This window comes from Microbacterium sp. NPDC056569, from assembly GCF_042793475.1.
In the GTDB taxonomy this organism is placed as follows: domain Bacteria; phylum Actinomycetota; class Actinomycetes; order Actinomycetales; family Microbacteriaceae; genus Microbacterium.
This window is the reverse complement of record NZ_JBHTUV010000017.1, coordinates 35356-61245: the sequence shown is the minus strand read 5'-3', so window position 1 is coordinate 61245 and position 25890 is coordinate 35356. Positions and strand designations below refer to the sequence as shown.

Sequence of the window (25890 nt, the reverse complement as noted above, 5' to 3'; positions counted from 1 at the left end):
GAGAACGGATGCTGCAACCCGCCGCCGCTCGTTAGCCTGGGCCGGTGAGCAGTCAGGGCGATCTCGAGCGGCCGATCCGTGTCCTCGGGATCATCGGGGCCGGGCGCGTCGGCCAGGTCCTCGCGCGACTCGCACGCGCGGCCGGATACCGCGTGCTCATCGCTGGGTCGGGCGACCCGGCGCGCATCGCGGGGACGATCGACGCCGTTGCTCCGGGTGCGGTCGCGGCCGCAGCATCCGTTGTCGCACGTGACGCCGACGCGATCGTGCTCGCGCTGCCGCTCCCGCAGCACCACACGCTGCCGACCGAGGCGCTCAGCGGCAAGCTCGTGATCGACGCGATGAACTACTGGTGGGAGGTCGACGGGCTGCGCGCCGACTTCGGCGACCTGCGCACGACCACGAGCGAGACGGTGCAGCGGTTTCTGCCGGGTTCTCGGGTCGTGAAGGCTTTCAACCACATGGGCTACCGCGACCTCGACGAGGAGGCGCGGCCTGCGGGGACAGCGGGGCGGAAGGCGATCGCCGTGGCCGGGGACTCGGCGGTGGATGTCGACGTCGTGACGCGGCTCGTCGACGATCTGGGCTTCGACCCGGTGCTCGCCGGGCCGCTGTCGGCGGGGATCATGCTCGAGCCCGGCGCCGAGGCGTTCGGCGCGGACGTCGACGCCACGGAGCTGCGGGCGATGCTCGCGCGGTTCCCGACGTCGCAGCGCGGGATCGTGGTGGCTCGTGCACGTGCCGCGGGCCGCTGAGGCCGGTCTCCTCCCTTGGCCAACAGGTCAACCGGGGTTTCACAGGGGCAGCGCCCGGCAAAAGGTCCTGCAAAGGCCCGGTTGACCTGTCGAAGCGAGGTCAGCTGCCGGAGGCCCCGGCCCCGGCCCGAACCCGACGGATCGCGGCATCGGCGGCGGTCGCGAGCGCGATCGTCACGACGTAGACCAGGAGGTCGCGGGGATCGAAGACCGTTCCCAGGACCAGCATCACCGGGGAGAACTGCGCACCCCAGGCGAGCGGGAGGCCCGTCAGCTGGAACAGCTCCACCGCGACGCACCATGACGCCGCGATCGCACCCGCGGCGAGCGCGGGAAGACGCGGGGCGAGGAGCACCACCGCCAGGTAGGCCGCCACGGCGTAGAGGGCGTCTCCCGCGATATCGGTCACGGCGGTGTCGGGCAGCAGCGCGTGCACCAGCAGCCCGGCCACGATCGTGGCGGCGAGCAGCAGAGCGGCGACGAGCCGACGTGTGCGGGTCACGCGATCACACCCGCGGCGCGGGCGGGCTCGGCGTACGCCTCGGCGAGCGTCGCGACCGTCATGTGCGCGTTGAGGCCGCTCGGGTTGGGCACCACCCACAGTGCGGCGCCGCCGAGGTCGTCCGGCTGCCGGCCCGCAACCGCCCGCGGTCGCGCGAAGCCCTGGCGGTACGCCGTGAGCCCGAGGATCGCCACCACCCCCGGCTTCCACCCGGCGACATCGCGCTCCAGCCGCTCGGCGCCCTCGCGCAGCTCCGCCCGGGAGAGCTCGTCGGCACGCGCGGTCGCACGGCGCACGATGCTCGAGATGCCGATGCCCGCGTCGAGCAGCATGCGGCGGTCGTCCTCGGCCATGCCGGCGTCGCCGATGCGCGGCATCCGTGGAAGGATGCCCGCCGCGACGAGGGCCGGGTAGAAGCGGTTGCCCGGGTACGCGAACGGCACGCCGGTGGCGGCCGTCCAGAGGCCCGGGTTGATGCCCACGAACACCAGCTTCGGGTGCGAGGGCATGAGATCCGGGATGCTGCGCCCGCGGTACGACTCCAGCTCGGCGCGCGTGAAACCCATGCGTTCAGTCTCACGCACCCGCGGGCGCAGCCCGGCAATGCGGGGTCGAGATCAGGTGCGCGTCTGACCCGCCGGCTCGAGACGGAAGTCGTTCGAGACGGAGCCGTCCGGACGCGCGGTCTCCTGGAAGACGAACTCCAGTCCGCGCTCGTCGAACGCGCGGAACCACTCGTCCCACGAGACCTCCCTGAGGTCCTCGAGGTCGTTTCCGAAGTCGAAGTCGAGGCGGAGCTCGCCGACATCGCCGTCGTGCTCGGTGCCCTCGACCGTGGCCGGGGTGGCGTGGCGGTCCTCCGCCCAGTGCCGGATCACGTCGTGGTCGGTGGTCGCGCTGTGCTCGACGGCCTCGTGCGGCATCTCCCGCGCAACTCCCGCGTCGCGCGCAACTCCCGCGTCGCGGGCGGCGTCGTACTGCGCGGCGTCCTGTCGGGCCGCCGCCGCGCGGTCGGCGTTCTCCCGAGAGGCGTCGGGCTGTGCGTAGTTCTGCCGGGCGTCGGCGGGGGTGCCGGCGTCGGGGCTCGCCGCCTCGCGCTCCCGCTGCTCACGGCGCGTGGCCGCGATCGGCTCCTCGGCGCGTGCATTCCGCTCCGGGGTGTCCCTGTGGTCTGCGTGGTCGTTCATGACCGTCCTCCTTCTGGGGTTCACCCAGCCTGCGGCGGGCAGAACGCCCTGTGGAGGGGCTTGTCACCGGACAACGTGCACGCTAGGACTCACTTCCTACCGGCCTCGATCTGCGCGGCCATGAGGGTGACGAGCTCGTACAGGACGTGGCTCGCCGCGATGCCGGTGAGTTGTGCGTGGTCGTACGCGGGCGACACCTCGACCACGTCCGCACCCACGACGTTCATGTCGCTCAGGGCACGCAGCATCCGGAGCAGTTCACGGCTCGTCATGCCGCCGGCCTCGGGGGTTCCGGTGCCGGGCGCGTGGGCGGGGTCGAGCACGTCGATGTCGATGGAGATGTACAGCGGCTTGTCGCCGACGCGGCGGCGCACGCGCTCGATCGCCGCCTCGATGCCCCGCTCCTCGATGTCGACGCTCGAGACGATCGAGAAGCCGAGGCGCTCGTCGTCGTCGAGGTCCTGCTTGGAGTAGAGCGGTCCGCGCGTGCCGACGTGGCAGCTCGCGGTGAGGTCGATGAGCCCCTCCTCGCTGGCGCGGCGGAACGGCGTGCCGTGCGTGATGGGCGCGCCGAAGTACGTGTCCCACGTGTCGAGGTGCGCGTCGAAGTGCAGCACCGCGACCGGGCCGTGCTTCTTGTTCACGGCGCGCAGCAGCGGCAGCGCGATCGTGTGGTCGCCGCCGACGGTGACGATCCGGTCGACACGGTCGCCGAGCGCCGTCGCCGCGGTCTCGATCTCGGCGACGGCCTCGCCGATGTCGAACGGGTTCGCGGGGATGTCGCCGGCGTCGACCACCTGCGCGGCGGCGAACGGCGACACGTCCTGGGCGGGGTTGTACGGGCGCAGCAGCCGCGACGATTCGCGCACGTGCGACGGGCCGAACCGGGCACCCGGGCGGTAGCTCACGCCGGTGTCGAACGGGATGCCGACGATCGCGAGGTCGGCGCGCGGCACCTCCTCGATGCGGGGCAGCCGTGCGAACGTGGCGATGCCGGCGTAGCGCGGATAGACGGACGCGTCGACGGGGCCGACGGGCTCGTGGTTGTCGGTCATGACTCACCTCTCGGGGTGGACGTTTCGGTGAACGGATGCTGCGCCCCGGCGTTCTGCGGGATGTGGACGAGCTGCACGCCCCCGGCCGCGATCGCCTGGGTGATCGCGGCCTCGATCTCATCGGGGCTCGACGCGCGGCGACCGGTCGCGCCGAACGCGTTGGCGAGCGCGACCCAGTCGGGCTGGACGAGGTCGACGCCGACGGGACGGATGCCGCGGTCCACCTCGTTCTGCTTGATCTCGGCGTACCCGCCGTTGTCGACGCAGACGACGGTGAGGTCGAGACGCTGCTCGACTGCGGTCGCGAGTTCGTTGACGCAGAACATCAGCGCGCCGTCGCCGACCACCGCGACGACGGGCCGGCCGCCCGCGGCCGGCTGCGCGACGCGCGCGCCGATGGCAGCGGGAAGCCCGTAGCCGAGCGTGGCGTAGGTGGGCGTGTAGAGCAGCGAGTGCGGCTGCGACTGGCGCACCACGTTCGCGAGGGCCATGTAGACGATCTGCGAGGAGTCGCCGGCGACGATCGCATCGTGCGGCAGCGCGGCGGCGATGGTCTCGGCGAGCCCGACGGTCTCGGGAAGGATCCCGGCGGTCTCGGCGGCGATCGCGGCGCGCTCGACCGCGAGATCGCGGGACGGCCGCGGGTCGTCGGGCAGCGCGGCGAGCAGGCCCTCCACGGTCGCCGTGCAGTCCCCCACGATTCCGACGGCGGCGTCGAGGTTCTTGTGCAGCTGCGCGGCAGAGATGTCGACGCGGATCACCGCGCCGCGTGCCTCGAGCCTGGGTGCCCACAGCTCCGCCTCGCCGAGCTTCGAACCCAGCACGAGCAGCACGTCGGCGTCCTCGGCGACCCGCCGAGCGGCTTCGAGGCGCAGGTTCGAGCCGAGCGACAGCGGGTGGTGCTCGTCGACGGTGGCCTTGCCGTTGAGCGTCGTGACGACCGGCGCACCGAGACGCTCCGCGAGCGCCGTGACCGCGCGGCCGGCGCGCGTGGCGCCGCCGCCGGCGACGATGACCGGGCGCGCAGCATCCGTCAGCAGTGCGACGGCTTCGCGGACGGCGCCGGCGTCACCGCGAACCGGCGCGGGAACGGGCCGCGCCGCGCGCGCGGCCGCGGGAACGTCGGCCGGAGCCTCCAGCACGTCCAGCGGGATCTCGATGTGCACCGGGCGTGGGCGCCCGGTGCGGAAGAGCGCGAACGCGTCGTGCACCGCGTCGACGGCATCCGTCGCGCTCGTCACGCGGCGCGACCACTCGGCGATGGCGCCGACCATCGCGGTGGCGTCCTTCGTCTCGTGGAGCGTGCCGACGTCGCGGAACTCGGCCCCGAGTGCCACCCCGGGCGAGATCACCAGGAGCGGTCGCGACTCGCAGAACGCCGTGCCGATGGCGCTCATGGCGTTCTGAAGCCCCGGCCCCGACGTCGTGATCACGACACCCGGCAGCCCGGTCTGCTGCGCCCAGCCGTCGGCGCCGTAGCCCGAGCCCTGCTCGTGGCGGTTGGTGACCGCCCGCATGCCGAGGTCGGCGAGCGGTCGATACAGCTCGAGGTTGTGCGTGCCGGGGATGCCGAACACCGCCGTCACCCCGTAGTTGCGCACGGTCTCGAGCACGGCGCGGCCGGTCGTGTCGGCATACTGCGCCTCGATGTCGGAGCTCATGTCGCCAGCGCCTCCACCCGGACCGCCGCGTACCGGCGCTCGCCCCCGACCCACGTCTCGAGCACCGGGATCTGCGAGATCTCACTCGCGTCGACCGCGAGCGGATCGGCGCCGAGCACCGCGAAGTCGGCGTACTTGCCGGCCTCGAGCGAGCCCAGGTCGTCTTCGCGGCCGAGCGAAACGGCCCCCTCGTACGTGTGGGCGCGCAGCGCCGCGTCCGCCGACACCCGCAGGTCGTCGGGTCCGAGCTTGTGCCCCCGGCGCGTGACCCGCGTCACCGCGGTCTGGATCGCCTCGAGCGGGATCGGCTCGGCCACCGGCGCGTCCGACGAGATCGTGAACGGCACGCCCGCCGCCGCGAACTCGCCGAGCGGGTTGAACCGCTCCCCCGGCGTGCCGATGGCCTGCTCGACGCCCTCGCCCCAGTTGAAGTAGTGCTGGGTCTGGTTGACGGGACGGATGCCGGCTGCCGCCATGCGCCGGATCTGCTCCGGTGTCGGCAGCCCGCAGTGCTCGATGCGGTGGCGGGCGTCGTCGTCGGGGTTCTCGGCGAGCGCCGCCTCGATCGCCGACACGACCATCTCGATCGCCGTCGGCGACTGCGCGTGGGTCGCGGTCTGGAGCCCGGCGGCGTGCGCCTTGCGGATGAGCTCGGTGTACTCGGCCGGCTCGTGGTACAGCTGGCCCGTGCGGCACGGGTCGCCGACGTAGCCGTCGGGGAAGTACGCCGTCCAGCCGCCGAGCGTGCCATCGGCGTAGAGCTTGATGCCCGCGAAGCTCAGGTGCGCGTTGCCGAACTGACCGACGAGCCCCATCTCGAGGGCGTCGTCGAGCAGGTGCGACAGCAGGTACATCGACACCCGCAGCTCCAGGCGCCCGGCCTCGGCGAGCCGCAGGTACATGTCGAACTCGCGGCGCGACACCTGGCAGTCGCCGATCGTCGTCACTCCTCCGGCGAGGAAGCGCTGCGTCGCAGCATCCAACTGCCGCAGATGCTCCTCCGGCTCGTCGGCGAGGTGGAAGTTCGGACCGTGGTGACCGATCTTCACGCCGTGCACGCCCGTCAGCATGTTGCACGCGGCATCCGAGATCTCGCCGGTCAGCTCGCCGTCGGCATCGCGGAAGATCTCGCCACCGTCGGGGTTCGGGGTGTCGCGGTCGACGCCGTTGAGCTCGAACGTGTACGAGTTCACGACCCCGCCGTGCCCCGACGCGTTCATCAGGTACACCTCGCGGTCACGGGCGACCTCGTCGAGCTCGAATCGGGACGGATGCCGCTGCTCGGCGAGGTTGCGGTGCTCGTAGCCGTAGCCCCGCACGGGGCGCCCTGCCGGCAGCTCGGCGGCCGCGGCCTTCAGGAGCGCCACGATCTGGGGGATGCTGCCGGCCTTCTCGGGACCGCAGTCCACCCACGTCATGAGCTGGCCGTACATGAGCGGGTGGGCGTGCGCGTCGACGAACCCGGGGACGATCACCGCGTCCCCGAGGTCGACGACCTCGGGGTAGAGGCGCAGGGAGGCGGCAGCATCCCGGCACTCGTCTGCCGTGCCGATCGCGACGATTCGTCCGCGATCGGTCAGCATCGCGGTGGCGGTGCTGCCGTGCGCGTCGACGGTGCGGATCGCGGCCGCGAGCACCAGGCGCGGCGTCTGCTGCGCGGGGCGGTCGAAGGGGGCGAGCTTTCTCATGGTGTCCTCGGTTCGAGTTCGAGAGCAGGCGTTGCCGCGGCTCAGCGCGTGCGGGCCGTCGTGGTGTCGGTGCGCGGCGTGTACGAGTCCGTGACCGGCGCCTCGTCGGAGTGCTGCGGCGCGAGCCAGGTGCACAGGCCCGCGAGGAGCGCCATGCCGATGAACATGAAGATGACCGACCAGACGCTGCCCGTCCAGGCGATGAGCATGGTCGCGAACCAGGGCGAGAAGCCTGCCCAGATCGCCGCTCCCACGCCGTACGACAGGGCGATCGACGTGTAACGGGCCTGCGGCCGGAACATCTGCGCGAGGATCGCGGCGATCGGCGCGTAGGTGGCGCTCATCGCGATGCGCACGAGCGATGCCAGCAGGAAGATGACCGGCTCGATCTTGCCCGGCAGCACCAGCATGAACGGCACGAACGTCAGCACCGAGGTCACGAGACCGATGTACATGATGTTCTTGCGGCCCCACTTGTCGCCGAGCCATGCCACCGGCAGGGTCACGACGAACTCGACGAACGAGGCGATCGTCATCGCGTCGAGGATGAGCTGGGGGCTCATGCTGATCGGCTCGCCCGTCGCGTAGGCGGTCGCGAACGTGGTCGCGAGGTAGTACCCGCCGGTCGAGATGGGCAGCAGGCCGATGCCGAGGAGGATCGGCTTCCAGTTGACGCGCAGCGCGAACGCGAGCGGCATGCTCTGCTTGCGGCCCTCGACCTTCTGCTCGAAGACCGGTGACTCCTCGACGCGGTAGCGCACCCAGAAGCCGACGCCGACGAGCACGATCGACAGCAGGAACGGGATGCGCCATCCGCCGTTCATGATGAAGTCCTCGCCGAAGCGCGACATGATCGCGAAGATGCCCGAGGCCAGCAGCGCACCGGCGGGGTTGCCGAGCTGCGTGAAGCCGCCGTAGAACGTCTTCTTGCCGGCCGGAGCGTGCTCGACGCTCATCAGCACCGCGCCGCCCCACTCGCCGCCGACCGCGAGGCCCTGGAGCGCCCGCAGCAGGATCAGCAGGATCGGCGCCACGATGCCGATCGCCTCATAGGTGGGGAGGCAGCCCACCAGCACCGTCGAGACGCCCATCAGCAGCAGCGTGATGACGAGGGACACGCGGCGGCCGAGCTTGTCGCCGATGTGGCCGAAGATGATGCCGCCGAGCGGGCGCACCAGGAACGCCACCGCGAACGTCGCGAATGCTGCGGCGGTCTCGGCGAACGGGTCGCCGCTCGGGAAGAAGAGCGGCCCGAACACGAGCGCGGCGGCGGTCGCGTAGACATAGAAGTCGTACCACTCGATGGTGGTCCCCACGAAGGCGGCGATGCCAGCGCGCCGCGCCCTGCTGGTGGTGGAAGTCATGACCGCTCCTTTGCGGATATATCGGGATGCGATGAAGGTTAAGGACGAACGGATGCTGCTGGCAAGGGCAGAACTCCAGCACCAGGCTTGTTCCACTGGTGTTCTGGCGAACCTATTGCACAGAATCACGTGTCGCGTCCTGTGTGCGTGGTTCTAGACTCGGATTCTGCACGGGACGGCGTGCGTTGTCCGGGAAATCGACGAATTCGGGGATCGCTATGGATTTCGACGCCGAGCTCATCCGCGAGCTGCAGGTCGACGGCCGCGCCAGCATCCACACGCTGGCCGGCCGGCTCGGGCAGTCGCGCGCCGCCGTCTCCACGCGCCTGAACGCGATGCTCGCCGACGGCACCGTGCGAGTCGTCGCCGCGGTCGACCCGGTGTTCCTCGGCCAGCACGTGCTCGCGCACGTCTCCATCCGCACGCAGGGCGGTGTCGAGCCGGTCGCGCAGCACCTGCGCGGCCTCAGCGAGACGGTGCTCGTCTCCGCCGTCGGCGGCGCCTACGACCTCGTCACCGAGGTGCGTCTCGGATCGATGCCGGCGCTGCACGACCTGCTCGCGCAGATCCGCGCACTGCCGGGCGTCGCCGACATCAACACGCTCATCTACACCGACGTGGTCAAGGGGTTCTTCGTGTCGGAATACCACGGCGACGTCACCATCGACGCGATCGACACCGCGCTCATCGAGCAGCTGCAGCGCGACGGCCGCAAGAGCTACCGCGCGCTCGGCGAGGCCGTGCGCCTCTCCCCCTCGGCGGTGACGACGCGGGTGCAGCGGCTCGTCGACGGCGGCGTGATCAAGATCAGCGCCGTGGAGGCGCGCGGCCTCGTGCACCGTCAACTGTCGATGGGCGTCGGCCTGAACCTCGCCGATGCCGACGACCGCGTGACCGAGGCGCTGCGCACGTGGCGCGGCGTGGACTTCGCCGCGCGCACCCTCGGCAGATTCGACGTGGTCACGACGCTCGTCGAGCCGTCGGCGGGCGCACTGTACGCGAGCCTCGAGCGGATCCGCGCGATCCCGGGAGTCTCGGGCGTCGAGGCGTGGTTCCACCTCGCGGTGCTCAAAGAGGACTACGCCCGCACCCTGCGGCCCGCCGGCGGCGGCATCCCACAGCCGGTGGGCTCGATCACGGGATGACGGGTCCGCCGCCGGCGGACGCTGCCCTGTCGAACCGTGCGGCCAGCTCGCGCAGCGCCACGCGCAGGTCGGGCGCGTCCACCACATCGAACTCGGCGTCGAGCATGCCGAGATAGAGCGCCAGCATCCGCGGGTCGTCGGAGCCGACGACGATCTCGCACCGGGAATCGCCCTGCTCGATGATCGACAGCCGGACGGGGATCCGCGAGCGAACGTGATCGGCGGACGCGTGCACGACGACCCGCGCGCGGTAGTGCCACGTCGCCGTGGCGACGCCGCGCGCCACGTGCTCGACGATCTGCTCATCGGGCGGCAGCGGCTTCGGCGCGAACCGTGGGCCGACGGGCACGACAAGGTCGATGCGATCGGCGCGGAAGGTGCGCCACGCGTCGCGTGCCGGCTCCCATGCGAACAGATACCAGCGCGAGCTCGCCGCGACGAGCCGGTACGGCTCGACGTCGCGTCGGCTGCGACTTCCGTCGTGAGACACGTAATCGAACCGCACGCGCTCGGTGTTGCGGCACGCGGCAGCGATGGCCACCAGCACGTCGGGCGACACGGTCGCCTGCGGCGACGGCACCGCGAGCGCCGAGACGCGCAGCGACTCGACGCGTTCCCGCAGTCGTGATGGGAGCAGCCGTTGCAGCTTCAGCAGAGCGCGGACGGATGCCTCGGCCGCACCCTCCACCGCGCCGGAGGTCGCCGTTCTCAGCGCGAGGGCGACGGCGACCGCCTCATCGTCGTCGAGGAGCATCGGCGGCATCGTCGCGCTCTCGCCGAGGCGGTAGCCACCCGCGACACCAGGACTCGCCTCGATGGGGTAGCCGAGCCGACGCAGGCGATCCACGTCGTTGCGCACGGTGCGGGTGGTGACGTCGAGCCGCTCCGCCAGCTCCGGGCCGGTCCAGTCTCGCCGCACCTGGAGGAGGGAGAGGAGGCGGAGCAGCCTCGCCGAGGTTTCCAGCATCCGCCGACGATCCCATCGATTGCGGAACGAATCGTTCCGCATCGGACGATAGCTTCGGCACAGTGGACGCGCAAGGCTCCATGACGATTCGAAGGAGAGACGATGGACGGGATCACGCCCTACACGATCGCGATCGGCGACGAGGAGCTCGCAGACCTCCGGCGCCGGCTCGACACGATCCGCTGGTCCGACGAGTCGCCTGCCGACGGCCGGGAACGCGGCATCCGTGCGGCCGAACTGCGGATGCTCGCAGAGCGCTGGCGCGACGAGTTCGACTGGCGCGCGGTCGAGGCGCGACTGAACCGCATCCCGCAGTCGATCACGGAGATCGACGGCCAGCGGATCCACTTCTTCCACGCGCGCACCGCGCAGGAGGACGCCCCCGTGCTGCTCCTCACGCACGGATTCCCGAGCTCCAATGCCGAGTTCGAACGGCTGATCGGGCTGCTCACCACGGCACGTGACGGCCAGGCGTTCCATGTCGTCGCGCCGTCCCTGCCGGGATATGGGTTCTCGACGCCGTTGAGCGGCGCCGGCTGGGCGATGGGCCGCACCGCGCGCGCCTGGGTCGAGCTGATGGACCGTCTCGGCTACGACCGCTACGGCGTGCACGGCGGCGACGTCGGGGCCGGGGTGTCGGGCATGGTCGCGGGACTGGATCCCGAGCACGTCACCGGCGTGCACTTCGTGACGGATCCGATGACGGCCGCCAACACCGCGACCTTCCTCCCCGGTCTCGCGGAGAGCCTCGACCCCGACGACGCGATCGACCGCACCATCCTCGAGCGCATGGCCGCCTTCCGCGACGACGGGTCGGGATACCTCGCGATCCAGAACACGCGCCCGCAGACGATCGGCTACGGTCTGACGGACTCGCCGGTCTTCCTGCTCGCCTGGATCGCCGAGAAGCTGCAGGACTGGACCGACGTCGAGCTCGACCCCGATCAGATCCTGACGCTGGTGTCGATCGCGTGGTTCGCGCGGGCGGGTGCGTCGGCGGCGCATACGCTCTACGACCAGGCTCACTCGCACGACTGGGGCAGCCCCGCGGGCGTGCCGCAGGCGGCGGCCGTGTTCGGCGCCGACCCGACGGTCCGCCGGGTCATGCCCTTCCCCGAGGACGGTCGCTGGACCGAGTTCGAGGGCGGACTGCACTTCCCGGCAATGGAGCTGCCCGAGGTGCTGGCCGACGACCTCCGCGCGTTCTTCGGACCGCTGCGCTGATCACGGGCCGGCGAGCGCGGCGATCAGGGCGCGCTCGACCATCGCGCGCGGCATGCGCGGCACCTCTGTGGCCAGCGTGCCGAACGTCGCCGGGTCCCAGTCGAGTTCGAGCGCGTCGTTCACCGCGATGAGCACGTCGGCGAACCGGTCGACCCCGCTGAGCGGCAGCATCCCGCTCAGCAGTCGTGCTCCCCGCACCGCGCGCTGCGAGGTGCCTATCAGCTTGACGGCGCCGCGCGCATTGATGCTGAACTCGCCGGGGCAGTACTCTCCCGGGACATCGCCGACCCGGGCGTCGACGCCGAGCCCGCGCATCGCCGCGGCGAGCGCGTCGCCGATCTCGCGGAAGAACCTCTCCTGCGCGACCGAGCCCTCGGCTTCACGCGTGATCACGTCGAAGACGATGCAGCTCTCGTCGTACGCGACCGCACGGCCACCCGTGGGCCGGATGGCCGGGGCGAAGCCGTGCTCGGATGCCGCGCGCCGCGCGGTCTCGAACCCCGGCATGCGGCTCTCCCGCCGGCTCATCGCGACGGTCGCCATCGGGCTGTAGAGCCGCACGACGCGCGGCTGCGCGATAGTGCCGTCGGCGACGGCGCGCAGGAGCTCGACGGAGCGCTCGAGGTCGGCCGCAGCATCCGCTCGCTCCTCCTGCCGGATGACAAGCGCCGGGCCGTTGAGCGGGAGCGGTTCGCGCAGGGTCACGGGCCCCACACTCTCACGCGAACGGGCCGGCCGGGCCTTCACTCCGGGTCATTGCCGGTGTCACGTCCGAGGCGGAACGGAGTCGTGACGCCGTTGTAGGCGACGTGGGTCATGAGGCCCTCCGCAGCGTGAGGCAGGTTGTGGCAGTGGTCCATCCAGACGCCGGGGTTGTCGGCGACGAATGCGACCTCGAACGACTCGCCATGCGCGACATCGAGGGAGTCCACCCACCACGGGCTGCCGGACGACGGCACCCCGTCACGGGCGAGGACGAGCAGGTGGTGCCCGTGGAGATGCATCGGATGACCCTCGCCGCTGCTGTTGGAGATCGTCATCACGACGACGTCGCCCTCGTCGACCATGTACATCGGCACCCCGGCACCCATGCCGCCGTTGATCGTCCACCAGTAGCCGGGGCGGCCGTCGAGGAAGCCGGGAAGACGGCCGATGTCGTAGGCGAAGCGGCGATCGGCCGCGGCGGGGTCGAATCCGATCGGGGCCGGCTCGCCGTAGGAGAGCAGATCGAGCTGGTCCCTCGGCGCCGACGTCTGGTCGGCGTGAGCACCGTCCGGACCGATGACGATCGAGGCACCGGGCACCTGCACGCGGACCGCACCGCTCTCGGGGACGCGCACCTCGAGGTCGGCACGACCACCCGCCGTGATCTGCACGCTGTGATCGGCGACGGCGGTGGGGCCCTCGAGATCGTGACCGTCGACGGCGAGCAGACGGAAGGACGAACCGGTCACCCAGGCGCTCGTCGGCGTCGAGTCGGTGTTGATGAGTCGCACACGGACGGTGTCGCCCGGGCCGGCCTCCTGATGCACATCGCCGAGCGCGCCGTCGATCGTCCGCTGCCCTCCTGGATAGGTGTGGATCGCTGCGACGAGGTCGACGGTGCGAGGGTTCGCGCCCACGGCGGCCGCAGCATCCGTCTCCGGTGCGGGATCGAGGATCAGCGCCCCGAAGAGGCCGCCGACGACCTGCGGGTGCGAAGTTTGATGCGCGTGGTACCAGAACGTGCCCACCTGCTCGGCGACGAAGCGGTAGGTGAAGGTCTGCCCGGGCATGACGGCGTCCTGCGTGACGCCGGCCACCCCGTCCATCGCGTTGGGGACGTCGACGCCGTGCCAGTGCGCCGTGACGCCGGCGGGCACGTCCTCGTTGCGCAGCACCACCTCGACGAGCTGCCCCTCGGTCGCCCGGATGGTCGGGCCCGGTGTGCTGCCGTTGAGCGTGAAGCCGTCGAACGGCTCGCCGCCGGGGAGGGTCACGCTCTCCGCCCGTGCGGTGAGCTCGACGCGGACGTCGGCGGGGCGGCCGGGGTCGGCGATGAGGTCGGGAACGCCTGTCTCACCGGCGACCGGAGCGGCCGCGGTGCCGCCGGCGCCGGCGGCGTTCGCATGCGCGTGGGAGTCGGCGTGGGCTTCAGAGCCCGGCCCGCCCCCGAAGTCCGGAACACCCATGTCGAGCGCCGAGTACGCGCCGGGGAGCACGCTGGCCCACCACATCCAGCCGACGAGCCCGACCGCGACCACACCCAGCACAGCGCCGAGCCGGCGGGCGAACCACGCCCACCGGCTCTTCGCGGACGCGGTCCTAGGCGGAAGCACTGGCTGCGGTGGGCGCGGCGACCGCGTCGGCCTGCGTCGCGACGCCGCGCTTGGCGTTCGACCCCGCGAGCAGCGCCGCCGTGAACAGCAGCAGGGCGTTCACGCCGTGGGCGAACCCGAGGAGCGGGATGCCGTGCCCGAACAGCCCCAGAGTCACCTGCAGGATGACGAGCGCGAACACGACAGCGGCGAACGCGACCCCGTGCCGGATCTTCGCGAAGAACGAGATGATCAGCAGGATCAGGGCGAGCGCGGGGATCACGAACATGCCGTTCATCCCGTGGATCATGAAGCCCAGGACCTCCGGGAACGGAGGTGGGCCCTCCTGCGCGGACGCGTCGACGACGCCGCCCTCGGCGATGTACAGACCGAGACCGGCCGAGGCCCACGCGTGTGACGCGGCCTGCAGCGCGACGAGCACGCAGATGGCGAAGGACAGGATGCGGTAGGTGACGCGCATAGTTGCTCCTTGTGTCGGGTTCAACGACACTCCAGAGCGCACGCGAGGTGATCTGATACATCGGCGAAGTGGAGCCGGTGCCCCTCGGTGACCTTCGCGGCCGAGTCAGCGGTGTCGCCAGTGGGGCGGCGGCCCTCCCCAGTACTCGGTCGCGAGGATCTGCAGCCGGCGCGCCAGCGCGGCATCCGTCTCGGCCTCGTCCCCACCGGCCTCCGTCGCCATGGTTCATGGTCCCACCGGGGTCGGAGACGCGGTAGGTCGAACCGGTTGCCGCGCCGGTGCACAGAATCGGAGGTTGTGCGCGACGCGCCGGGTCGCAGCATCCGCTCCCGGCGTGTCGGTGGAAGCCTCCGATTCTGTGCGCGACGCGAAGTCAGGCGGCCGCGTTCTCCGGGTTCTGCGCCCACAGGTCGGGGCCGAAGACCTCATAGTGGATGCGCTCGCTCGGGATGCCTCGGGCCATCAGCGTCGCGCGCGAGATGCGCATGAACGGCAGCGGGCCGCACATGAACACGGTGGCGTCGTCGGGCAGCTCGACGTCGGCGAGGTCCATGAACCCGGCGCGCGCCGGGTGGAGGGTGGGGGCGGTGGCAGCATCCGTCTCGTACCAGTTCTGCGCCTTCGCGTCGTCCATCGCGAGCACCTGGCGGCGCAGCGACGAGTAGAGCGCATGCGTGTCGTGAGCGCGGTCGGCGTGGAACAGACGCACCGTGCGCTGCGGCTGGCGGCGCGAGAGGTCCTCGAGGATCGCGGCGACCGGCGTGATGCCGATGCCGGCCGACACCAGCACCAGCGGCTGCTCGGAGTCGTCGAGCACGACGTCACCGGCGGGCTGCGACACGTCGAGCACCGTTCCGGGCTTCGCGTTCTCGTAGAGCCACGTCGAGACCTGTCCGTCGGGCGTGCCGGCGACACCGCGCACCCGCTTGATCGTCACGCGGAGCGAGTCGCCGCGCGGCCCCGACGAGATCGTGTACTGCCGGGGCTGGCGCGAGCCGTCGGGCAGGTCGACCGCGATCGCGACGTACTGTCCGGTGTGGTGCGACGGAACCTCGCCCGCGACCGGCGCGAGAAGGAGCGAGAAGACGTCGTCGGACTCCTCGAACCGCTCGACGACGCGGTAGCCGCGCCACGGGTGCTCGGGGTCGGTGCCGCCCTGCGCGTAGAGCTTCGCCTCCTCGGCGATGAGCGAGACGCCGAACAGCCAGTAGACCTCGTCCCACGCGGCGCGCACCTCGGGCGTGACCGCGTCGCCGAGCACGGTGCCGACCGCGTCGAGCAGGTGGTGGCCGACGATCGTGTACTGGCGCGCCTGGATGCCGAGCGAGACGTGCTTGTGGGCGATCCGGCGCATCACCGGGGTGAAGTCGGGGGCGTCCGGGTCGATGAGCTGCACCGCGAAGGCGACGACCGATGCGGCGAGCGCCTTCGGCTGCTCCCCGACCGCCTGGTTGGCGCGGTTGAAGACGCGGAGCAGTTCCGGATGGGCGGCGAACATCGCCGGGTAGAAGACCTTCGTGATCTCCTCGGCGTGCTCGGCGACGACTCCCGCGGTGGCGCGGACGATGGCTTCGGACTCCGGTGAGAGCTGCATGTGGTTCCCTTTCTCGCTCCGATCGCGATGCCTTCGAGCCTCCCCGGCCGGCGCCGTGGCCGCTCGGCGTTCCACCGGTTTTAAACGGCCGTCCTCCCCGCGGAGCCGGAGCCGCCCGGGTTAGCGTCGGGGTATGCCCCGCCGCGCGCACGACTTCCGAGGGCTCACCCAGCCCCGCCGCCTGCAGCTGCTGCAGGCCATCCAGCGCGTCCCCGGACGCCGTGCCGGCGAACTCGCGTCGGAGTGCGGCATCCCGCTCAACACCGTCCGCGATCATCTGCGCGTCCTCGAGGACGAAGGGCTCATCCGCAGCGAGACGATCCAGGTCGGGGTTCGCGGGCGTCCGCCGGTCGTGTTCCACCCCGTGCGCGAGTCCGCGTCGAGCGATGCGGCGAGCGCGCGCGTCGACGGCGCGGACAAGCGGGGACGGATGCTGCGTGCCGTGACGCGCACCGAGACCCCGGCGCTCGCCGCCGACGCGGCACGCCAGCTCGACGTGCTGTACGAGCACCTCGACGACGCGGGACTCGAACCCGACGTCGATGAGAAGACGCTGTCGTTCGACCTCGCCCCGTGCCGCTACCACGACATGATCGACGAGGATCGGGCGCTCGTGTGCGGCGTGCACGCGCGGCTGGTGCAGGACGTGCTGCTGCACACGGAGGGCCCGCTGGAGATGCAGCGGCTCGAGCCGTTCGTGACGGCGCACCGGTGCCGGCTGCTGCTCTCGCTCTCGCCGGTATAGCGTCGGAGCGTGGATCACTTCGACACGATCGTCGTCGGTGCGGGGGTCGCGGGCCTGACCGCCGCCCGGCTGCTGACCCGGGCCGGCCGCCGCGTCGTCGTCCTCGAGGCCCGTGACCGCGTGGGCGGCCGCGTCTCGACCGACCGCCACTTCCACGGCCTCGTCACCGACATGGGCGCCTCCTGGATCCATGGCATCACCGGCTCCCCCGTCGCCGCCGCGGCGGAGGCGTTCGGCATGCGCACCGTCGAGTTCACTGTCGGCGGGTACCAGCCCGACAGCCGTCCGATCGCCTACTACGGTCCCGACGGAAGGCGATTGACGGATGCTGCCGCCCGGGCGCACATCGCCGACATCCACGACGTCGACGCCACGCTGCGAGAGGTGGTCGCAGCATCCGCTCCCGACGCGTCGTACCGCGACGTGACCGAGGCCGCGCTCGCCGCCCAGGGCTGGGACGCCGACCGCACGCAGCGCGTTCGCGAGTACCTCGAGCACCGGTCGGAGGAGCAGTACGGCGCGTGGATCGAGGACCTCGCCGCCCACGGGCTGGACGACGACTCCATCGACGGCGACGAGGTCGTCTTCCCCGACGGGTACGACCGCCTGCCGCGGCGGCTCGCGGAGGGACTCGACATCCGTCTCATCCATGTCGTGACCGACGTGCAGTGGTCGCCCGAGGGCGTCCTGATCACGACCGATCACGGCCTGTTCGCGGCCGACACCGCGATCGTCACGGTGCCGGTCGGCGTGCTGCAGTCGGAGGGGTTCGTGATCGAGCCGCCGCTGCCCGAGCCGGTCGCGGGGGCGCTCAGCCGGCTGACGATGAACGCGTTCGAGAAGGTGTTCCTGCGGTTCCCGGCGAAGTTCTGGGACGACGGCGTCTACGCGATCCGCCAGCAGGGGCCCCAGAGCCGCTGGTGGCACTCCTGGTACGACCTCACCGCGCTGGACGGCGCCCCGACTTTGCTGACCTTCGCCGCCGGCCCCGCGGCCGTCGCGACGCGCGACTGGGCCGAGGAGGAGATCGTCGAGTCGGTCCTCGTGCAGCTGCGGCGCCTGTACGGCGACGCCGTCGAACCGCCGACCCATGTGCACGTCACGGACTGGCAGGACGACCCGTGGTCGCACGGCTCCTACGCGTACATGACGGTCGGATCGACGACGGCCGACCACGACGACCTCGCGACACCGATCGGCGGCGTGCTCCACCTCGCGGGCGAGGCGACGTGGACCGACGACCCCGCGACGGTGCCTGCGGCGATGTACTCGGGCCACCGGGCGGCGTCTCGGGTGCTGGGCCGCGACATCCCCATCGAAGAGGCCTGGGCGGACTGAGATGGCCACCGCGACCCGGGAACCGCACCGCGCGCTCGTGGTCGATCTCGCGGAGCTGTCGGCCGACGACATCGCTGCCGTCGGCGGCAAGGCGGCGAACCTCGGCGAGCTGATCCGCGCGGGCTTCGACGTTCCGCCGGGCTTCTGCGTCACGACCGAGGCGTACCGGCGGGCGGTTCGGGGATCTTCGGTCGAATCCGGAGAGATCACGGATGCTGCGGCCGCCCGCGCGGCGGTGCTCGCCGCTGCGCTCCCCGAGGAGGTCGCCGCCGCGGTGCGCGAGGCGTACGGGCGGCTCGAGCCCGGCTCGGGTCCCGTCGCGGTGCGGTCGTCGGCCACCGCGGAGGACCTGCCGGGCGCGAGCTTCGCCGGACAGCAGGACACATACCTCGACGTCGCGGGCATCGACGATGTGCTCGACGCCGTCCACCGGTGCTGGGCGTCGCTCTGGACCGACCGGGCCGTCGCCTACCGCACCGCCCAGGGCATCGACGGCGCCGGGGTCGCGCTGGCGGTGGTCGTGCAGCGGATGGTCGACGCGCGATCCGCAGGTGTGCTGTTCACGGCCGACCCGGTGACGGGCCGTCGCCGGCAGGCGGTGCTGGACGCGGCACGCGGCCTCGGCGAGGCCGTCGTGTCGGGCTCGGTCGACCCGGATCACTTCGTCGTCGACACCGCGACGGGGCGGATCCTCGATCGGCGACGCGGCGGCTCGGCCGAAGAGGCCGCGAGCGTGTCCGACGTCCAGGTGCGCACGCTGGCCGCGCTCGGCGACCGGGTCGAGCGGTCGTTCGGCCGTCCGCAGGACATCGAGTGGGCGATCGGCGCGGACGGGCACGCCTGGCTCACCCAGTCACGGCCGATCACCACGCTGTTCCCCGTGCCGGTGCGCGACGCACCCCTTCCCGCGGCCCACACCCGCGTCTACTTCTGCGTCAGCCTCGCGCAAGGGCTCCATCGGCCGATCACCCCGATGGGTGTCGCCGCCTTCCGGGTGATCGGGTCGGGGTTCCTCGACCTCATCGGCCGCCGACCGGCGCGGATCGTCGACGGGCCCGGGGCGTTCGCGATCGGCGGCGACCGCATCTTCGTCGATGCCACGCCCATCGTGCGATCTGCCGTCGGCCGCGAGATCATGCCGCGGGCGCTCGACGTGATGGAGGCGCGATCGGCCGTCGTGCTGCGGCGGCTGTTCGCTGATCCGCGCTTGTCCGTGCTCCCCCGCTCGCGGCGGCGCTTCGCGCGCGGCTTCCTCCACCTCGCCGTCCGCATCCGGCTGCCGCTCATCGTCGGGCAGGCGATCTTCAGCCCGGCGGCCGCGCAGCGGCGGGTGCGCCGGTTGGCGCGGGAGGTCCGGGCGCGGGACATCCCCGGCGGCGACATCCCGACGCGGGTCGACGGTGTGGTCGATCTGCTGTTCCGCGCGATGCCTCTCGCGCCCCGCAGCCTTCCCGGTGCGGTCGCCGGGTTCGCCATGCTCGGGCTCGCCGGGCGTCTGCTGCGGGGCTCGACACAGCCCGGCGACCTGCAGGCCGTGCTCCGCAGTGTGCCCGACAACGTCACGACCGAGATGGATCTCGAACTCTGGGACGTCGCCGTGAGGGCGCGGCGCGACGCCGAGTCGGCAGTGGCGCTTCGCACCCGCGGTGCCCGGGATCTGGCCGACGCCTACAGCGCCGGCGCCCTGCCCGCCGTGCTGCAGCGCGCGATGGCGAACTTTCTCGCCCGCTACGGGCACCGAGCCGTCGCCGAGATCGACCTCGGCATGCCCCGCTGGGGCGAAGACCCTGCGCATCTGTTCGGCGTGCTGTCGGGGTACCTTCGCCTCGATACGGATGCTGCCACCCCTGCGCAGCACTTCGCAGAGGGTGCGCGCGACGCCGAGGCGATGATCGACACCCTCGTCCGCCGCGCCCGTGAGCGCAGCCGGGTGCGCGCCGCCGCCGTCGGGTTCTGCCTGCGCCGCGCCCGCGCCCTCGTCGGGATGCGCGAGATGCCGAAGTTCCTCATGATCACCGCGATGCGCCGGGCCAGGGCGGAGCTCGTCGACATCGGCGTCGAGCTCGCGGCGGCGGGGCGGATCGCCGATCCCGCAGACGTCTTCTTCCTCGACTTCGAGGAGACGAAGCGGGCCGCTGCGGGAAGCGACCTGCGGGCGACGGTCGGCGAGCGACGCGATCGGTACGACGCCGAACTCCGACGCCGCCACGTGCCGCGCATGCTGCTCTCCGATGGGACGGAACCGGAGGCCGTCGGCACCGGCTCCGCGCCGGATCGGCCCGGCACCCTGCGCGGAACACCCGCATCTGCCGGCAGCGTCACCGCTCCCGCGCGGGTGATCCTCGACCCGGTCGGCGCCCACCTCGAACCGGGTGAGATCCTGATCGCGCCGTCCACGGATCCCGGCTGGACGCCGCTGTTCCTGACGGCGGGCGGCCTCGTGATGGAGATGGGCGGTGCCAACAGCCACGGCGCGGTGGTCGCACGGGAGTACGGCATCCCCGCGGTCGTGGGCGTACCGCGTGCGACGGAGGCGATCACGACGGGGGCCGAGGTCACCGTCGACGGGGCCGCCGGGGTGGTGACGCATCCCTCTCCCGAGGACTGAGGCCGCCTCGACGTATTCTTGGATGCGGTCTATGAATACCTCCGAGACTGTTACGTCCGCACGTTGACACACGCGCCAAGATCGACTTAGTTAGGCTAGGCAACCCTAACTGAAGGAGTCCCCCTCCGTGGTCGACCTGCTCTCGCGCTCCAGCGCCGACACCTACCGCTCCCTCATCGCACAGACCTCGTCTCACGTCGCCGGCCGGTTCCGGACGACGACGCAGCCTTTCTCGGGCGCCTCGCGCACCGAGCTCCAGAAGCTCGTCGACGACGTGCGACTCGACGGCGACGGCGTGGGCTCACCGCAGGCCATCCGCGAGATCGACGAGCTCTTCCTCGAGCACGCGGTGTGGTTCCACCTCCCGGCGTACGCGGCCCACCTCAACTGCCCCGTCGCCCTGCCCGCGGTCGCCGCGGAGACCGTCCTCGCGGCCGTCAACACGTCGGTCGACACCTACGACCAGTCCGCCGTCGGCACGCTCATGGAGCGGCGCCTGATCGCGTGGGCCGCCGAGCGGGTCGGCTTCACCGCCGGCGGCGGCGTCTTCACCTCGGGCGGGACGCAGTCCAACCTCCATGCCCTGCTGCTGGCCCGCGAGGCCGCGCTGGCCACCACTCCCCTGCCGCGTCCGCGCGCGCTCGCCCGGCTCGTGGTCTTCGCGACGGCGTCGAGCCACTTCAGCGTCGGCAAGTCGGCGCTGCTGCTGGGGCTCGCCGATGACGCCGTCATCGAGGTGCCGGGCGACGGCGAGGGACGGATGGATGCCGCGGCCCTGGCCTCCGCGGTGCGCGAGGCCGCAGCATCCGGTCGTGTTCCGATGGCTGTCGTCGCGACCGCCGGCACCACCGACCGTGGTGTGATCGACCCGGTCGCCGCGATCGCGGACGTCTGCGACGAGCACGGCGTGTGGCTGCACGTGGATGCGGCCTACGGATGCGGGCTGCTCGTGTCGCCGCGCCGCCGGCACCTGCTCGCCGGCGTGGAGCGCGCGCGGTCGGTGACCGTCGACTTCCACAAGAGCTTCTTCCAGCCGGTGTCGTCGAGCGCGATCCTCGTGCGCGAGCCGCGCGATCTCGCGGCGGGCGCGTGGCACGCGGACTACCTGAATCCGCTCGAGAACGACGAGCCGAACCAGGTCGACGTGTCGCTGCAGACCACGCGCCGCTTCGACGCGCTCAAACTGTGGGTCACGCTGCGCGCGCTGGGCGCCGACCGGATCGGCGAGATGTTCGACACGGTGATCGACCTCGCCGAGACCGTCGGCGACGAGATCGCCGCCGATCCCGAGCTCGAGCTCGTCGGCCGGACGCAGCTCAGCACCGTGCTGTTCCGCGTGCGACCCGAAGGGGTCGACGACGGCACGCGGGACGGTCTCGTCGCGGGCGTGCGCCGAGTGCTGTTCGAGTCGGGTCGCGCGCTCGTCGCGAAGACGGTCATCGACGGGCGCCCCTGTCTCAAGCTGACCCTGCTCAATCCCGAGACCACGCTCGACGACATCCGTCGGATCCTCGTGATGGTGAAGGATGCCGCCACCACGCTCGCCGGCATCGCGCCGGCGTTCGACGAGGCGCTGGCCGGCGCGGAGGCGTCCGCGTGAGCGCGCGCGTGCATGACATCGTCGGCGTCGGGATCGGCCCGTTCAACCTCGGGCTGGCATGCCTGGCCGAGCCGACCGGACTGGACGCGGTGTTCCTCGACCGCGCCGACGGATTCCGCTGGCACCACGGCATGATGATCGAGGGCGCCACGATCCAGGTGCCGTTCCTCGCCGACCTCGTCACGATGGCCGACCCGACCTCGCCGTTCTCGTTCGTCAACTGGCTGAAGCAGACCGGCCGGCTCTATCCCTTCTACATCCGCGAGAGCTTCTACGCGCTGCGCACCGAATACGACGCGTACTGCCGGTGGGCGGCCGCGCAGCTGCCGAACCTGCGCTGGAACCACGAGGTGATCGCCGTCGAGCACGACCCCGCCGACGACACCTACGTCGTGCGCGCGATGCGCACCGACACCGGCGAGGAGAGCGAGCTGCGCGCACGGCACGTCGTGCTCGGCGTCGGCACCCAGCCGGTGATCCCTCCCGCCCTCCGCGGCCTCGACGGCCCGGTGATCCACAGCTCGGAGTATGTGGACCAGCGTGACGCGCTGCGTGCGTCGGGCTCGATCACGGTGGTGGGCAGCGGGCAGTCGGCTGCCGAGATCTACCGCGACCTGCTCGAGGACGCGCGGGACGGCGGCTACCGCATCGACTGGATCACCCGGTCGCCGCGGTTCTTCCCGATGGAGTACACCAAGCTCACGCTCGAGATGACGTCGCCGGAGTACACCGATCACTTCCACGCGCTGCCGATCGGCATCCGCCAGCACCTCGGGCGCGAGCAGCGGAGCCTGTACAAGGGCATCTCGGCGGACCTCATCGACGACATCTACGACACCCTCTACCGGCTCAGCGCCGACGGCCCCGTGCCGACGACGCTGCTGACCGACACCGAGGTGACCTCCGCCGCGTGGGACGGGGACCGCTACCGGCTGCGGCTCCGCCACGCGCAGCTCGACCGCGAGCACGAGCGCGAGACCGCGTCGCTGGTGCTCGCCACCGGCTACGCGGCCCAGACGCCGCCCTTCCTGGCGCCGATCGCGGACCGCCTCGACCACGACGTGCTCGGCCGGCTCGCGGTGGCCCGCGACTACAGCGTCGACGGCGGGCTCGGCCGCGTGTTCGTCCAGAACGGCGAGGAGCACACGCACGGCCTCACCGCGCCCGACCTGGGCTTCGGCGCATGGCGCAACTCGTCGATCCTCTCCGCGATCACCGGGCGCGAGGTCTACCCGATCGAGCGTCGCATCGCCTTCCAGGACTTCGGCGTGCCCGCAGACGCACCCGCGACGGTCGGGGCGGTGCGATGACGCTCGCGACCTCGATCATCGGGGCCGACCCGGACCGCGACGCCCCGGTGCTGCAGCGCTGGCTCGCCGATCCGCACGCCGCGTTCTGGGGCATGGGCGGGCTCGACGTCGACGACGTGCGCGACTACCTCGCCTCCGTCGTGGCCGACCCGCATCAGGACGGGTGGCTCGGCCTGGTCGACGGCGCACCGACCTTCTTCGCCGAGACGTACGACCCGGCGCAGGTGCTGCTGCGCGGCATCCATGATCCGCTCCCCGGCGATCTCGGCATGCACGTGCTCGTCGCGCCGCCCGGAGACGAGCCGCGCCACGGCCTCACCGACGCCGTCTTCGCCGCCGTCATGGCGTGGTGCTTCGACGAGCTCGGCGCGGAGCGGGTCGTGGTCGAGCCCGATGCCCGCAACGACCGCATCCGCTGCAAGAACCTCCGCGCCGGCTTCACCGAGCTCCGCTACGTCTCGATCGACGAAGGCGACCACACGAAGACCGCGGTGCTCTCCGTCTGCACGCGCGACGACCACGCCCGCTCCGAACTCGCCGCCGTCGCGGCGCCCGAACTCGCACGAACAGGGATCCCCGCATGACCGCCCTCGCCGCCCACCTCTCCCCCTCGCACCTCGCCGATGCCCAGCGCCACCTCGTGGCCAAGGCGATCGCCGAGTTCAGCCATGAGCGGCTGCTCGCCCCCGAGCCGATCACCGGCGGATGGCGCATCGTCGTTCCGGACGCCGACGCCGAGTACCGGTTCGAGGCGGTCCGCACCGAGCTCGAGCACTGGGTCGTCGACGAGGCGAGCCTGCACCGGGTGGTCGAAGGCGCACCCGCCGATCTCGACGCGCAGGCGTTCATCCTCGAATTCCAGCCGGTGCTCGGCTTGTCCGACCAGCTGCTGCCGATCTACCTCGAGGAGATCGCGTCCACCCTCGCGAGTGCGGCGTTCAAGATCTCCCAGGGCGGACCGTCGTCGGGCGAGCTGATCACGGCCGACTTCCAGACCATCGAGTCGGCGATGACCGAGGGGCATCCCGGGTTCGTCGCCAACAACGGACGCATCGGCTTCGGCGTCTCGGCGCACGCCGCCTACTCCCCCGAGGCGGGCCGGCCGTTCCGGCTCGTCTGGCTCGCCGCACGGCGGTCGCGCTCGCATCTGGCGCTCGGCGCGGGCCTGAACGAGGCATCCCTCGTCTCCGGCGAGCTCTCGCCCGCCGAGCATGCGCGCTTCGCGGCGCGACTGGCGGAGCTCGGCGAAGACCCTGCCGACTACCACCTGCTGCCGGTGCACCCGTGGCAGTGGGAGAACCGGATCGCGATCACGTTCGCGCCCGACATCGCCCGCCGCGACCTCGTGCTGATCGGCGAGAGCGACGACGAATACCGCGCGCAGCAGTCGGTGCGCACGATGCTCAACGCGACGCACCCCGACCGCCACTACGTGAAGACCGCGCTGGCGGTGCAGAACATGGGGTTCCTGCGCGGGCTGTCGCCGGCGTACATGCGCGTGACCCCCGCCATCAACGACTGGGTCGCCGACCTCGTCGCCGGCGACGCGACGCTGCGCGAGTCGGGCTTCCGCGTGCTGCGCGAGCGCGCGTCGATCGGGTACACCGGCGACGCCTACCACCGCACGCCGACGCCGTCCGCCCATCGCAAGATGCTCGCCGCGCTCTGGCGCGAGAGCCCGGTGCCGCTGATCGCGCCGGGCGAGCGACTCGCGACGATGGCCTCCCTGCTGCACCGCGATGCGAGCGGACGCTCGTACGCGACGGCTCTCGTGCGGGCATCCGGGATCCCGGCCGACGCCTGGCTGCGCGCGTACCTGCGGGTCTACCTGCGTCCGCTCGTGCACTGCCTGCTCGCGCACGACCTCGCGTTCATGCCTCATGGCGAGAACCTCATCCTCATCCTCGACGAGCACATCCCCACCGGCGTGTTCATGAAGGACATCGGCGAGGAGGTCGCCCTGCTCGCCGATCGGGCGGTGCCCGAGGAGGTGCGCCGCATCGTGTCGCCGGTCGACGACGAAGAGAAGGCGCTCGCGATCTTCACCGACGTGTTCGACGGCGTGCTGCGGCACCTCGCCGGGATCCTGCACACGGACGGCACGCTGCCAGAGAGCGTGTTCTGGCGGATCGCCGCCGAGATCATCGAGGAGCACGAGGCGCAGCATCCGTCTCTCGACTCCCGCGTGGATCTGCGGGCGGACGCGTTCGCGCACTCGTGCCTGAACCGCCTGCAGCTGCGCAACACGCTGCAGATGGTCGACCTGACCGACCAGTCGGCCTCGCTGATGTACGCGGGCACGCTCGGGAACCCCGTCGCGCGTTCGCGCGCCGGGACGGCCCGGACGCGGGAGCCTGTGGGAGTCTGAC

At 71.7% G+C, this 25890-nt stretch carries 22 protein-coding genes; 10 read left to right on the top strand and 12 right to left on the bottom strand.

Going from position 1 to position 25890, the window contains the following annotated elements; genetic code table 11:
- Positions 1 to 44 precede the first annotated feature (44 nt).
- A complete protein-coding gene (locus ACFQ7C_RS17685; RefSeq protein WP_378904243.1) occupies positions 45 to 755 on the top strand; it encodes an NADPH-dependent F420 reductase in 711 nt (236 codons plus the stop codon).
- Positions 756 to 855: 100 nt separating this feature from the next.
- Here ACFQ7C_RS17685 and ACFQ7C_RS17680 read toward each other — a convergent pair whose 3' ends face one another.
- The 7 genes from ACFQ7C_RS17680 to ACFQ7C_RS17650 form a co-directional block, all read right to left on the bottom strand.
- Positions 856 to 1257, bottom strand: coding sequence for a DUF2809 domain-containing protein (locus ACFQ7C_RS17680; protein WP_378904240.1), 402 nt, complete (start codon positions 1255 to 1257; stop codon positions 856 to 858).
- Positions 1254 to 1823, bottom strand: coding sequence for a mismatch-specific DNA-glycosylase (locus tag ACFQ7C_RS17675; protein WP_378904237.1), 570 nt, complete (start codon positions 1821 to 1823; stop codon positions 1254 to 1256). The genes ACFQ7C_RS17680 and ACFQ7C_RS17675 overlap by 4 nt, the downstream gene beginning before the upstream one ends.
- A gap of 51 nt (positions 1824 to 1874) precedes the next feature.
- Positions 1875 to 2444, bottom strand: coding sequence for a hypothetical protein (locus ACFQ7C_RS17670; RefSeq protein ID WP_378904234.1), 570 nt, complete (start codon positions 2442 to 2444; stop codon positions 1875 to 1877).
- 89 nt (positions 2445 to 2533) lie between these two features.
- Positions 2534 to 3499 carry an agmatinase gene (speB, locus tag ACFQ7C_RS17665; RefSeq protein WP_378904231.1) on the bottom strand — a complete coding sequence of 322 codons (966 nt, stop codon included), beginning with the start codon at positions 3497 to 3499 and terminating at the stop codon, positions 2534 to 2536.
- Entirely contained in the window at positions 3496 to 5160 is a 1665-nt protein-coding gene (locus ACFQ7C_RS17660; protein WP_378904228.1) for a thiamine pyrophosphate-binding protein, read from the bottom strand. The genes speB and ACFQ7C_RS17660 overlap by 4 nt, the downstream gene beginning before the upstream one ends.
- Positions 5157 to 6848, bottom strand: a complete 1692-nt coding sequence (locus ACFQ7C_RS17655) for an amidohydrolase (RefSeq protein ID WP_378904225.1) — start codon at positions 6846 to 6848, stop codon at positions 5157 to 5159. The genes ACFQ7C_RS17660 and ACFQ7C_RS17655 overlap by 4 nt, the downstream gene beginning before the upstream one ends.
- Before the next feature lie 41 nt (positions 6849 to 6889).
- Entirely contained in the window at positions 6890 to 8212 is a 1323-nt protein-coding gene (locus ACFQ7C_RS17650; protein WP_378904222.1) for an MFS transporter, read from the bottom strand.
- A 218-nt stretch (positions 8213 to 8430) separates the two neighbouring features.
- On the opposite strand from ACFQ7C_RS17650, the gene ACFQ7C_RS17645 reads away from it, so the two are divergent.
- Positions 8431 to 9357: an Lrp/AsnC family transcriptional regulator gene (locus ACFQ7C_RS17645; RefSeq protein WP_378904219.1), complete on the top strand. Its 927-nt coding sequence runs from the start codon at positions 8431 to 8433 to the stop codon at positions 9355 to 9357.
- On the opposite strand, the gene ACFQ7C_RS17640 is transcribed toward ACFQ7C_RS17645, so the two are convergent.
- A complete protein-coding gene (locus ACFQ7C_RS17640; protein WP_378904216.1) occupies positions 9347 to 10324 on the bottom strand; it encodes a helix-turn-helix transcriptional regulator in 978 nt (325 codons plus the stop codon). The genes ACFQ7C_RS17645 and ACFQ7C_RS17640 overlap by 11 nt on opposite strands.
- A 102-nt stretch (positions 10325 to 10426) precedes the next feature.
- On the opposite strand from ACFQ7C_RS17640, the gene ACFQ7C_RS17635 reads away from it, so the two are divergent.
- Entirely contained in the window at positions 10427 to 11548 is a 1122-nt protein-coding gene (locus tag ACFQ7C_RS17635; RefSeq protein ID WP_378904213.1) for an epoxide hydrolase family protein, read from the top strand.
- Here the strand turns inward: ACFQ7C_RS17635 and ACFQ7C_RS17630 are convergent, their stop codons facing one another.
- The 4 genes from ACFQ7C_RS17630 to ACFQ7C_RS17615 form a co-directional block, all read right to left on the bottom strand.
- Positions 11549 to 12253 (bottom strand): biotin/lipoate A/B protein ligase family protein, encoded by a 705-nt coding sequence (locus tag ACFQ7C_RS17630; protein ID WP_378904210.1) that lies wholly within the window; start codon positions 12251 to 12253, stop codon positions 11549 to 11551. It lies immediately after the preceding gene.
- Positions 12254 to 12291: 38 nt separating this feature from the next.
- Complete coding sequence (locus ACFQ7C_RS17625) at positions 12292 to 13800, bottom strand: multicopper oxidase family protein (protein WP_378904207.1); 1509 nt, start codon at positions 13798 to 13800, stop codon at positions 12292 to 12294.
- Between the two features lie 52 nt (positions 13801 to 13852).
- Positions 13853 to 14326: a hypothetical protein gene (locus ACFQ7C_RS17620; RefSeq protein ID WP_378904204.1), complete on the bottom strand. Its 474-nt coding sequence runs from the start codon at positions 14324 to 14326 to the stop codon at positions 13853 to 13855.
- 373 nt (positions 14327 to 14699) lie between these two features.
- Positions 14700 to 15920 carry a globin domain-containing protein gene (locus tag ACFQ7C_RS17615; RefSeq protein ID WP_378904202.1) on the bottom strand — a complete coding sequence of 407 codons (1221 nt, stop codon included), beginning with the start codon at positions 15918 to 15920 and terminating at the stop codon, positions 14700 to 14702.
- A gap of 133 nt (positions 15921 to 16053) precedes the next feature.
- Between ACFQ7C_RS17615 and ACFQ7C_RS17610 the strand changes: the two genes are divergently transcribed.
- From ACFQ7C_RS17610 to ACFQ7C_RS17580, 7 genes are all read left to right on the top strand, one after another.
- Positions 16054 to 16665 (top strand): helix-turn-helix domain-containing protein, encoded by a 612-nt coding sequence (locus ACFQ7C_RS17610; RefSeq protein ID WP_378904200.1) that lies wholly within the window; start codon positions 16054 to 16056, stop codon positions 16663 to 16665.
- Positions 16666 to 16674: 9 nt separating this feature from the next.
- Positions 16675 to 18003 carry a flavin monoamine oxidase family protein gene (locus ACFQ7C_RS17605; protein WP_378904198.1) on the top strand — a complete coding sequence of 443 codons (1329 nt, stop codon included), beginning with the start codon at positions 16675 to 16677 and terminating at the stop codon, positions 18001 to 18003.
- A gap of 1 nt (position 18004) precedes the next feature.
- The gene (locus ACFQ7C_RS17600; RefSeq protein WP_378904196.1) at positions 18005 to 20611 is read left to right on the top strand and encodes a PEP/pyruvate-binding domain-containing protein; all 2607 of its coding nucleotides are present in this window, start codon (positions 18005 to 18007) and stop codon (positions 20609 to 20611) included.
- A 127-nt stretch (positions 20612 to 20738) separates the two neighbouring features.
- Positions 20739 to 22211: a pyridoxal phosphate-dependent decarboxylase family protein gene (locus tag ACFQ7C_RS17595; protein ID WP_378904193.1), complete on the top strand. Its 1473-nt coding sequence runs from the start codon at positions 20739 to 20741 to the stop codon at positions 22209 to 22211.
- Complete coding sequence (locus ACFQ7C_RS17590) at positions 22208 to 23521, top strand: lysine N(6)-hydroxylase/L-ornithine N(5)-oxygenase family protein (RefSeq protein WP_378904190.1); 1314 nt, start codon at positions 22208 to 22210, stop codon at positions 23519 to 23521. Before ACFQ7C_RS17595 ends, ACFQ7C_RS17590 begins: the two co-directional genes overlap by 4 nt.
- Positions 23518 to 24105: a GNAT family N-acetyltransferase gene (locus ACFQ7C_RS17585; protein ID WP_378904187.1), complete on the top strand. Its 588-nt coding sequence runs from the start codon at positions 23518 to 23520 to the stop codon at positions 24103 to 24105. The genes ACFQ7C_RS17590 and ACFQ7C_RS17585 overlap by 4 nt, the downstream gene beginning before the upstream one ends.
- Complete coding sequence (locus tag ACFQ7C_RS17580) at positions 24102 to 25889, top strand: IucA/IucC family protein (RefSeq protein WP_378904184.1); 1788 nt, start codon at positions 24102 to 24104, stop codon at positions 25887 to 25889. The genes ACFQ7C_RS17585 and ACFQ7C_RS17580 overlap by 4 nt, the downstream gene beginning before the upstream one ends.
- The last annotated feature ends 1 nt before the right edge of the window (position 25890 follow it).

Coding starts and splice junctions, on each gene's coding strand:
- ACFQ7C_RS17660 (WP_378904228.1), bottom strand. CDS start 5,160: ATGAGCTCCGACATCGAGGCGCAGTATGCCGACACGACCGGCCGCGCC.
- ACFQ7C_RS17580 (WP_378904184.1), top strand. CDS start 24,102: ATGACCGCCCTCGCCGCCCACCTCTCCCCCTCGCACCTCGCCGATGCC.
- ACFQ7C_RS17600 (WP_378904196.1), top strand. CDS start 18,005: ATGGCCACCGCGACCCGGGAACCGCACCGCGCGCTCGTGGTCGATCTC.
- ACFQ7C_RS17610 (WP_378904200.1), top strand. CDS start 16,054: ATGCCCCGCCGCGCGCACGACTTCCGAGGGCTCACCCAGCCCCGCCGC.
- ACFQ7C_RS17615 (WP_378904202.1), bottom strand. CDS start 15,920: ATGCAGCTCTCACCGGAGTCCGAAGCCATCGTCCGCGCCACCGCGGGA.
- ACFQ7C_RS17645 (WP_378904219.1), top strand. CDS start 8,431: ATGGATTTCGACGCCGAGCTCATCCGCGAGCTGCAGGTCGACGGCCGC.
- ACFQ7C_RS17585 (WP_378904187.1), top strand. CDS start 23,518: ATGACGCTCGCGACCTCGATCATCGGGGCCGACCCGGACCGCGACGCC.
- ACFQ7C_RS17650 (WP_378904222.1), bottom strand. CDS start 8,212: ATGACTTCCACCACCAGCAGGGCGCGGCGCGCTGGCATCGCCGCCTTC.
- ACFQ7C_RS17640 (WP_378904216.1), bottom strand. CDS start 10,324: ATGCTGGAAACCTCGGCGAGGCTGCTCCGCCTCCTCTCCCTCCTCCAG.
- ACFQ7C_RS17675 (WP_378904237.1), bottom strand. CDS start 1,823: ATGGGTTTCACGCGCGCCGAGCTGGAGTCGTACCGCGGGCGCAGCATC.
- ACFQ7C_RS17635 (WP_378904213.1), top strand. CDS start 10,427: ATGGACGGGATCACGCCCTACACGATCGCGATCGGCGACGAGGAGCTC.
- ACFQ7C_RS17670 (WP_378904234.1), bottom strand. CDS start 2,444: ATGAACGACCACGCAGACCACAGGGACACCCCGGAGCGGAATGCACGC.
- ACFQ7C_RS17655 (WP_378904225.1), bottom strand. CDS start 6,848: ATGAGAAAGCTCGCCCCCTTCGACCGCCCCGCGCAGCAGACGCCGCGC.
- ACFQ7C_RS17620 (WP_378904204.1), bottom strand. CDS start 14,326: ATGCGCGTCACCTACCGCATCCTGTCCTTCGCCATCTGCGTGCTCGTC.
- speB (WP_378904231.1), bottom strand. CDS start 3,499: ATGACCGACAACCACGAGCCCGTCGGCCCCGTCGACGCGTCCGTCTAT.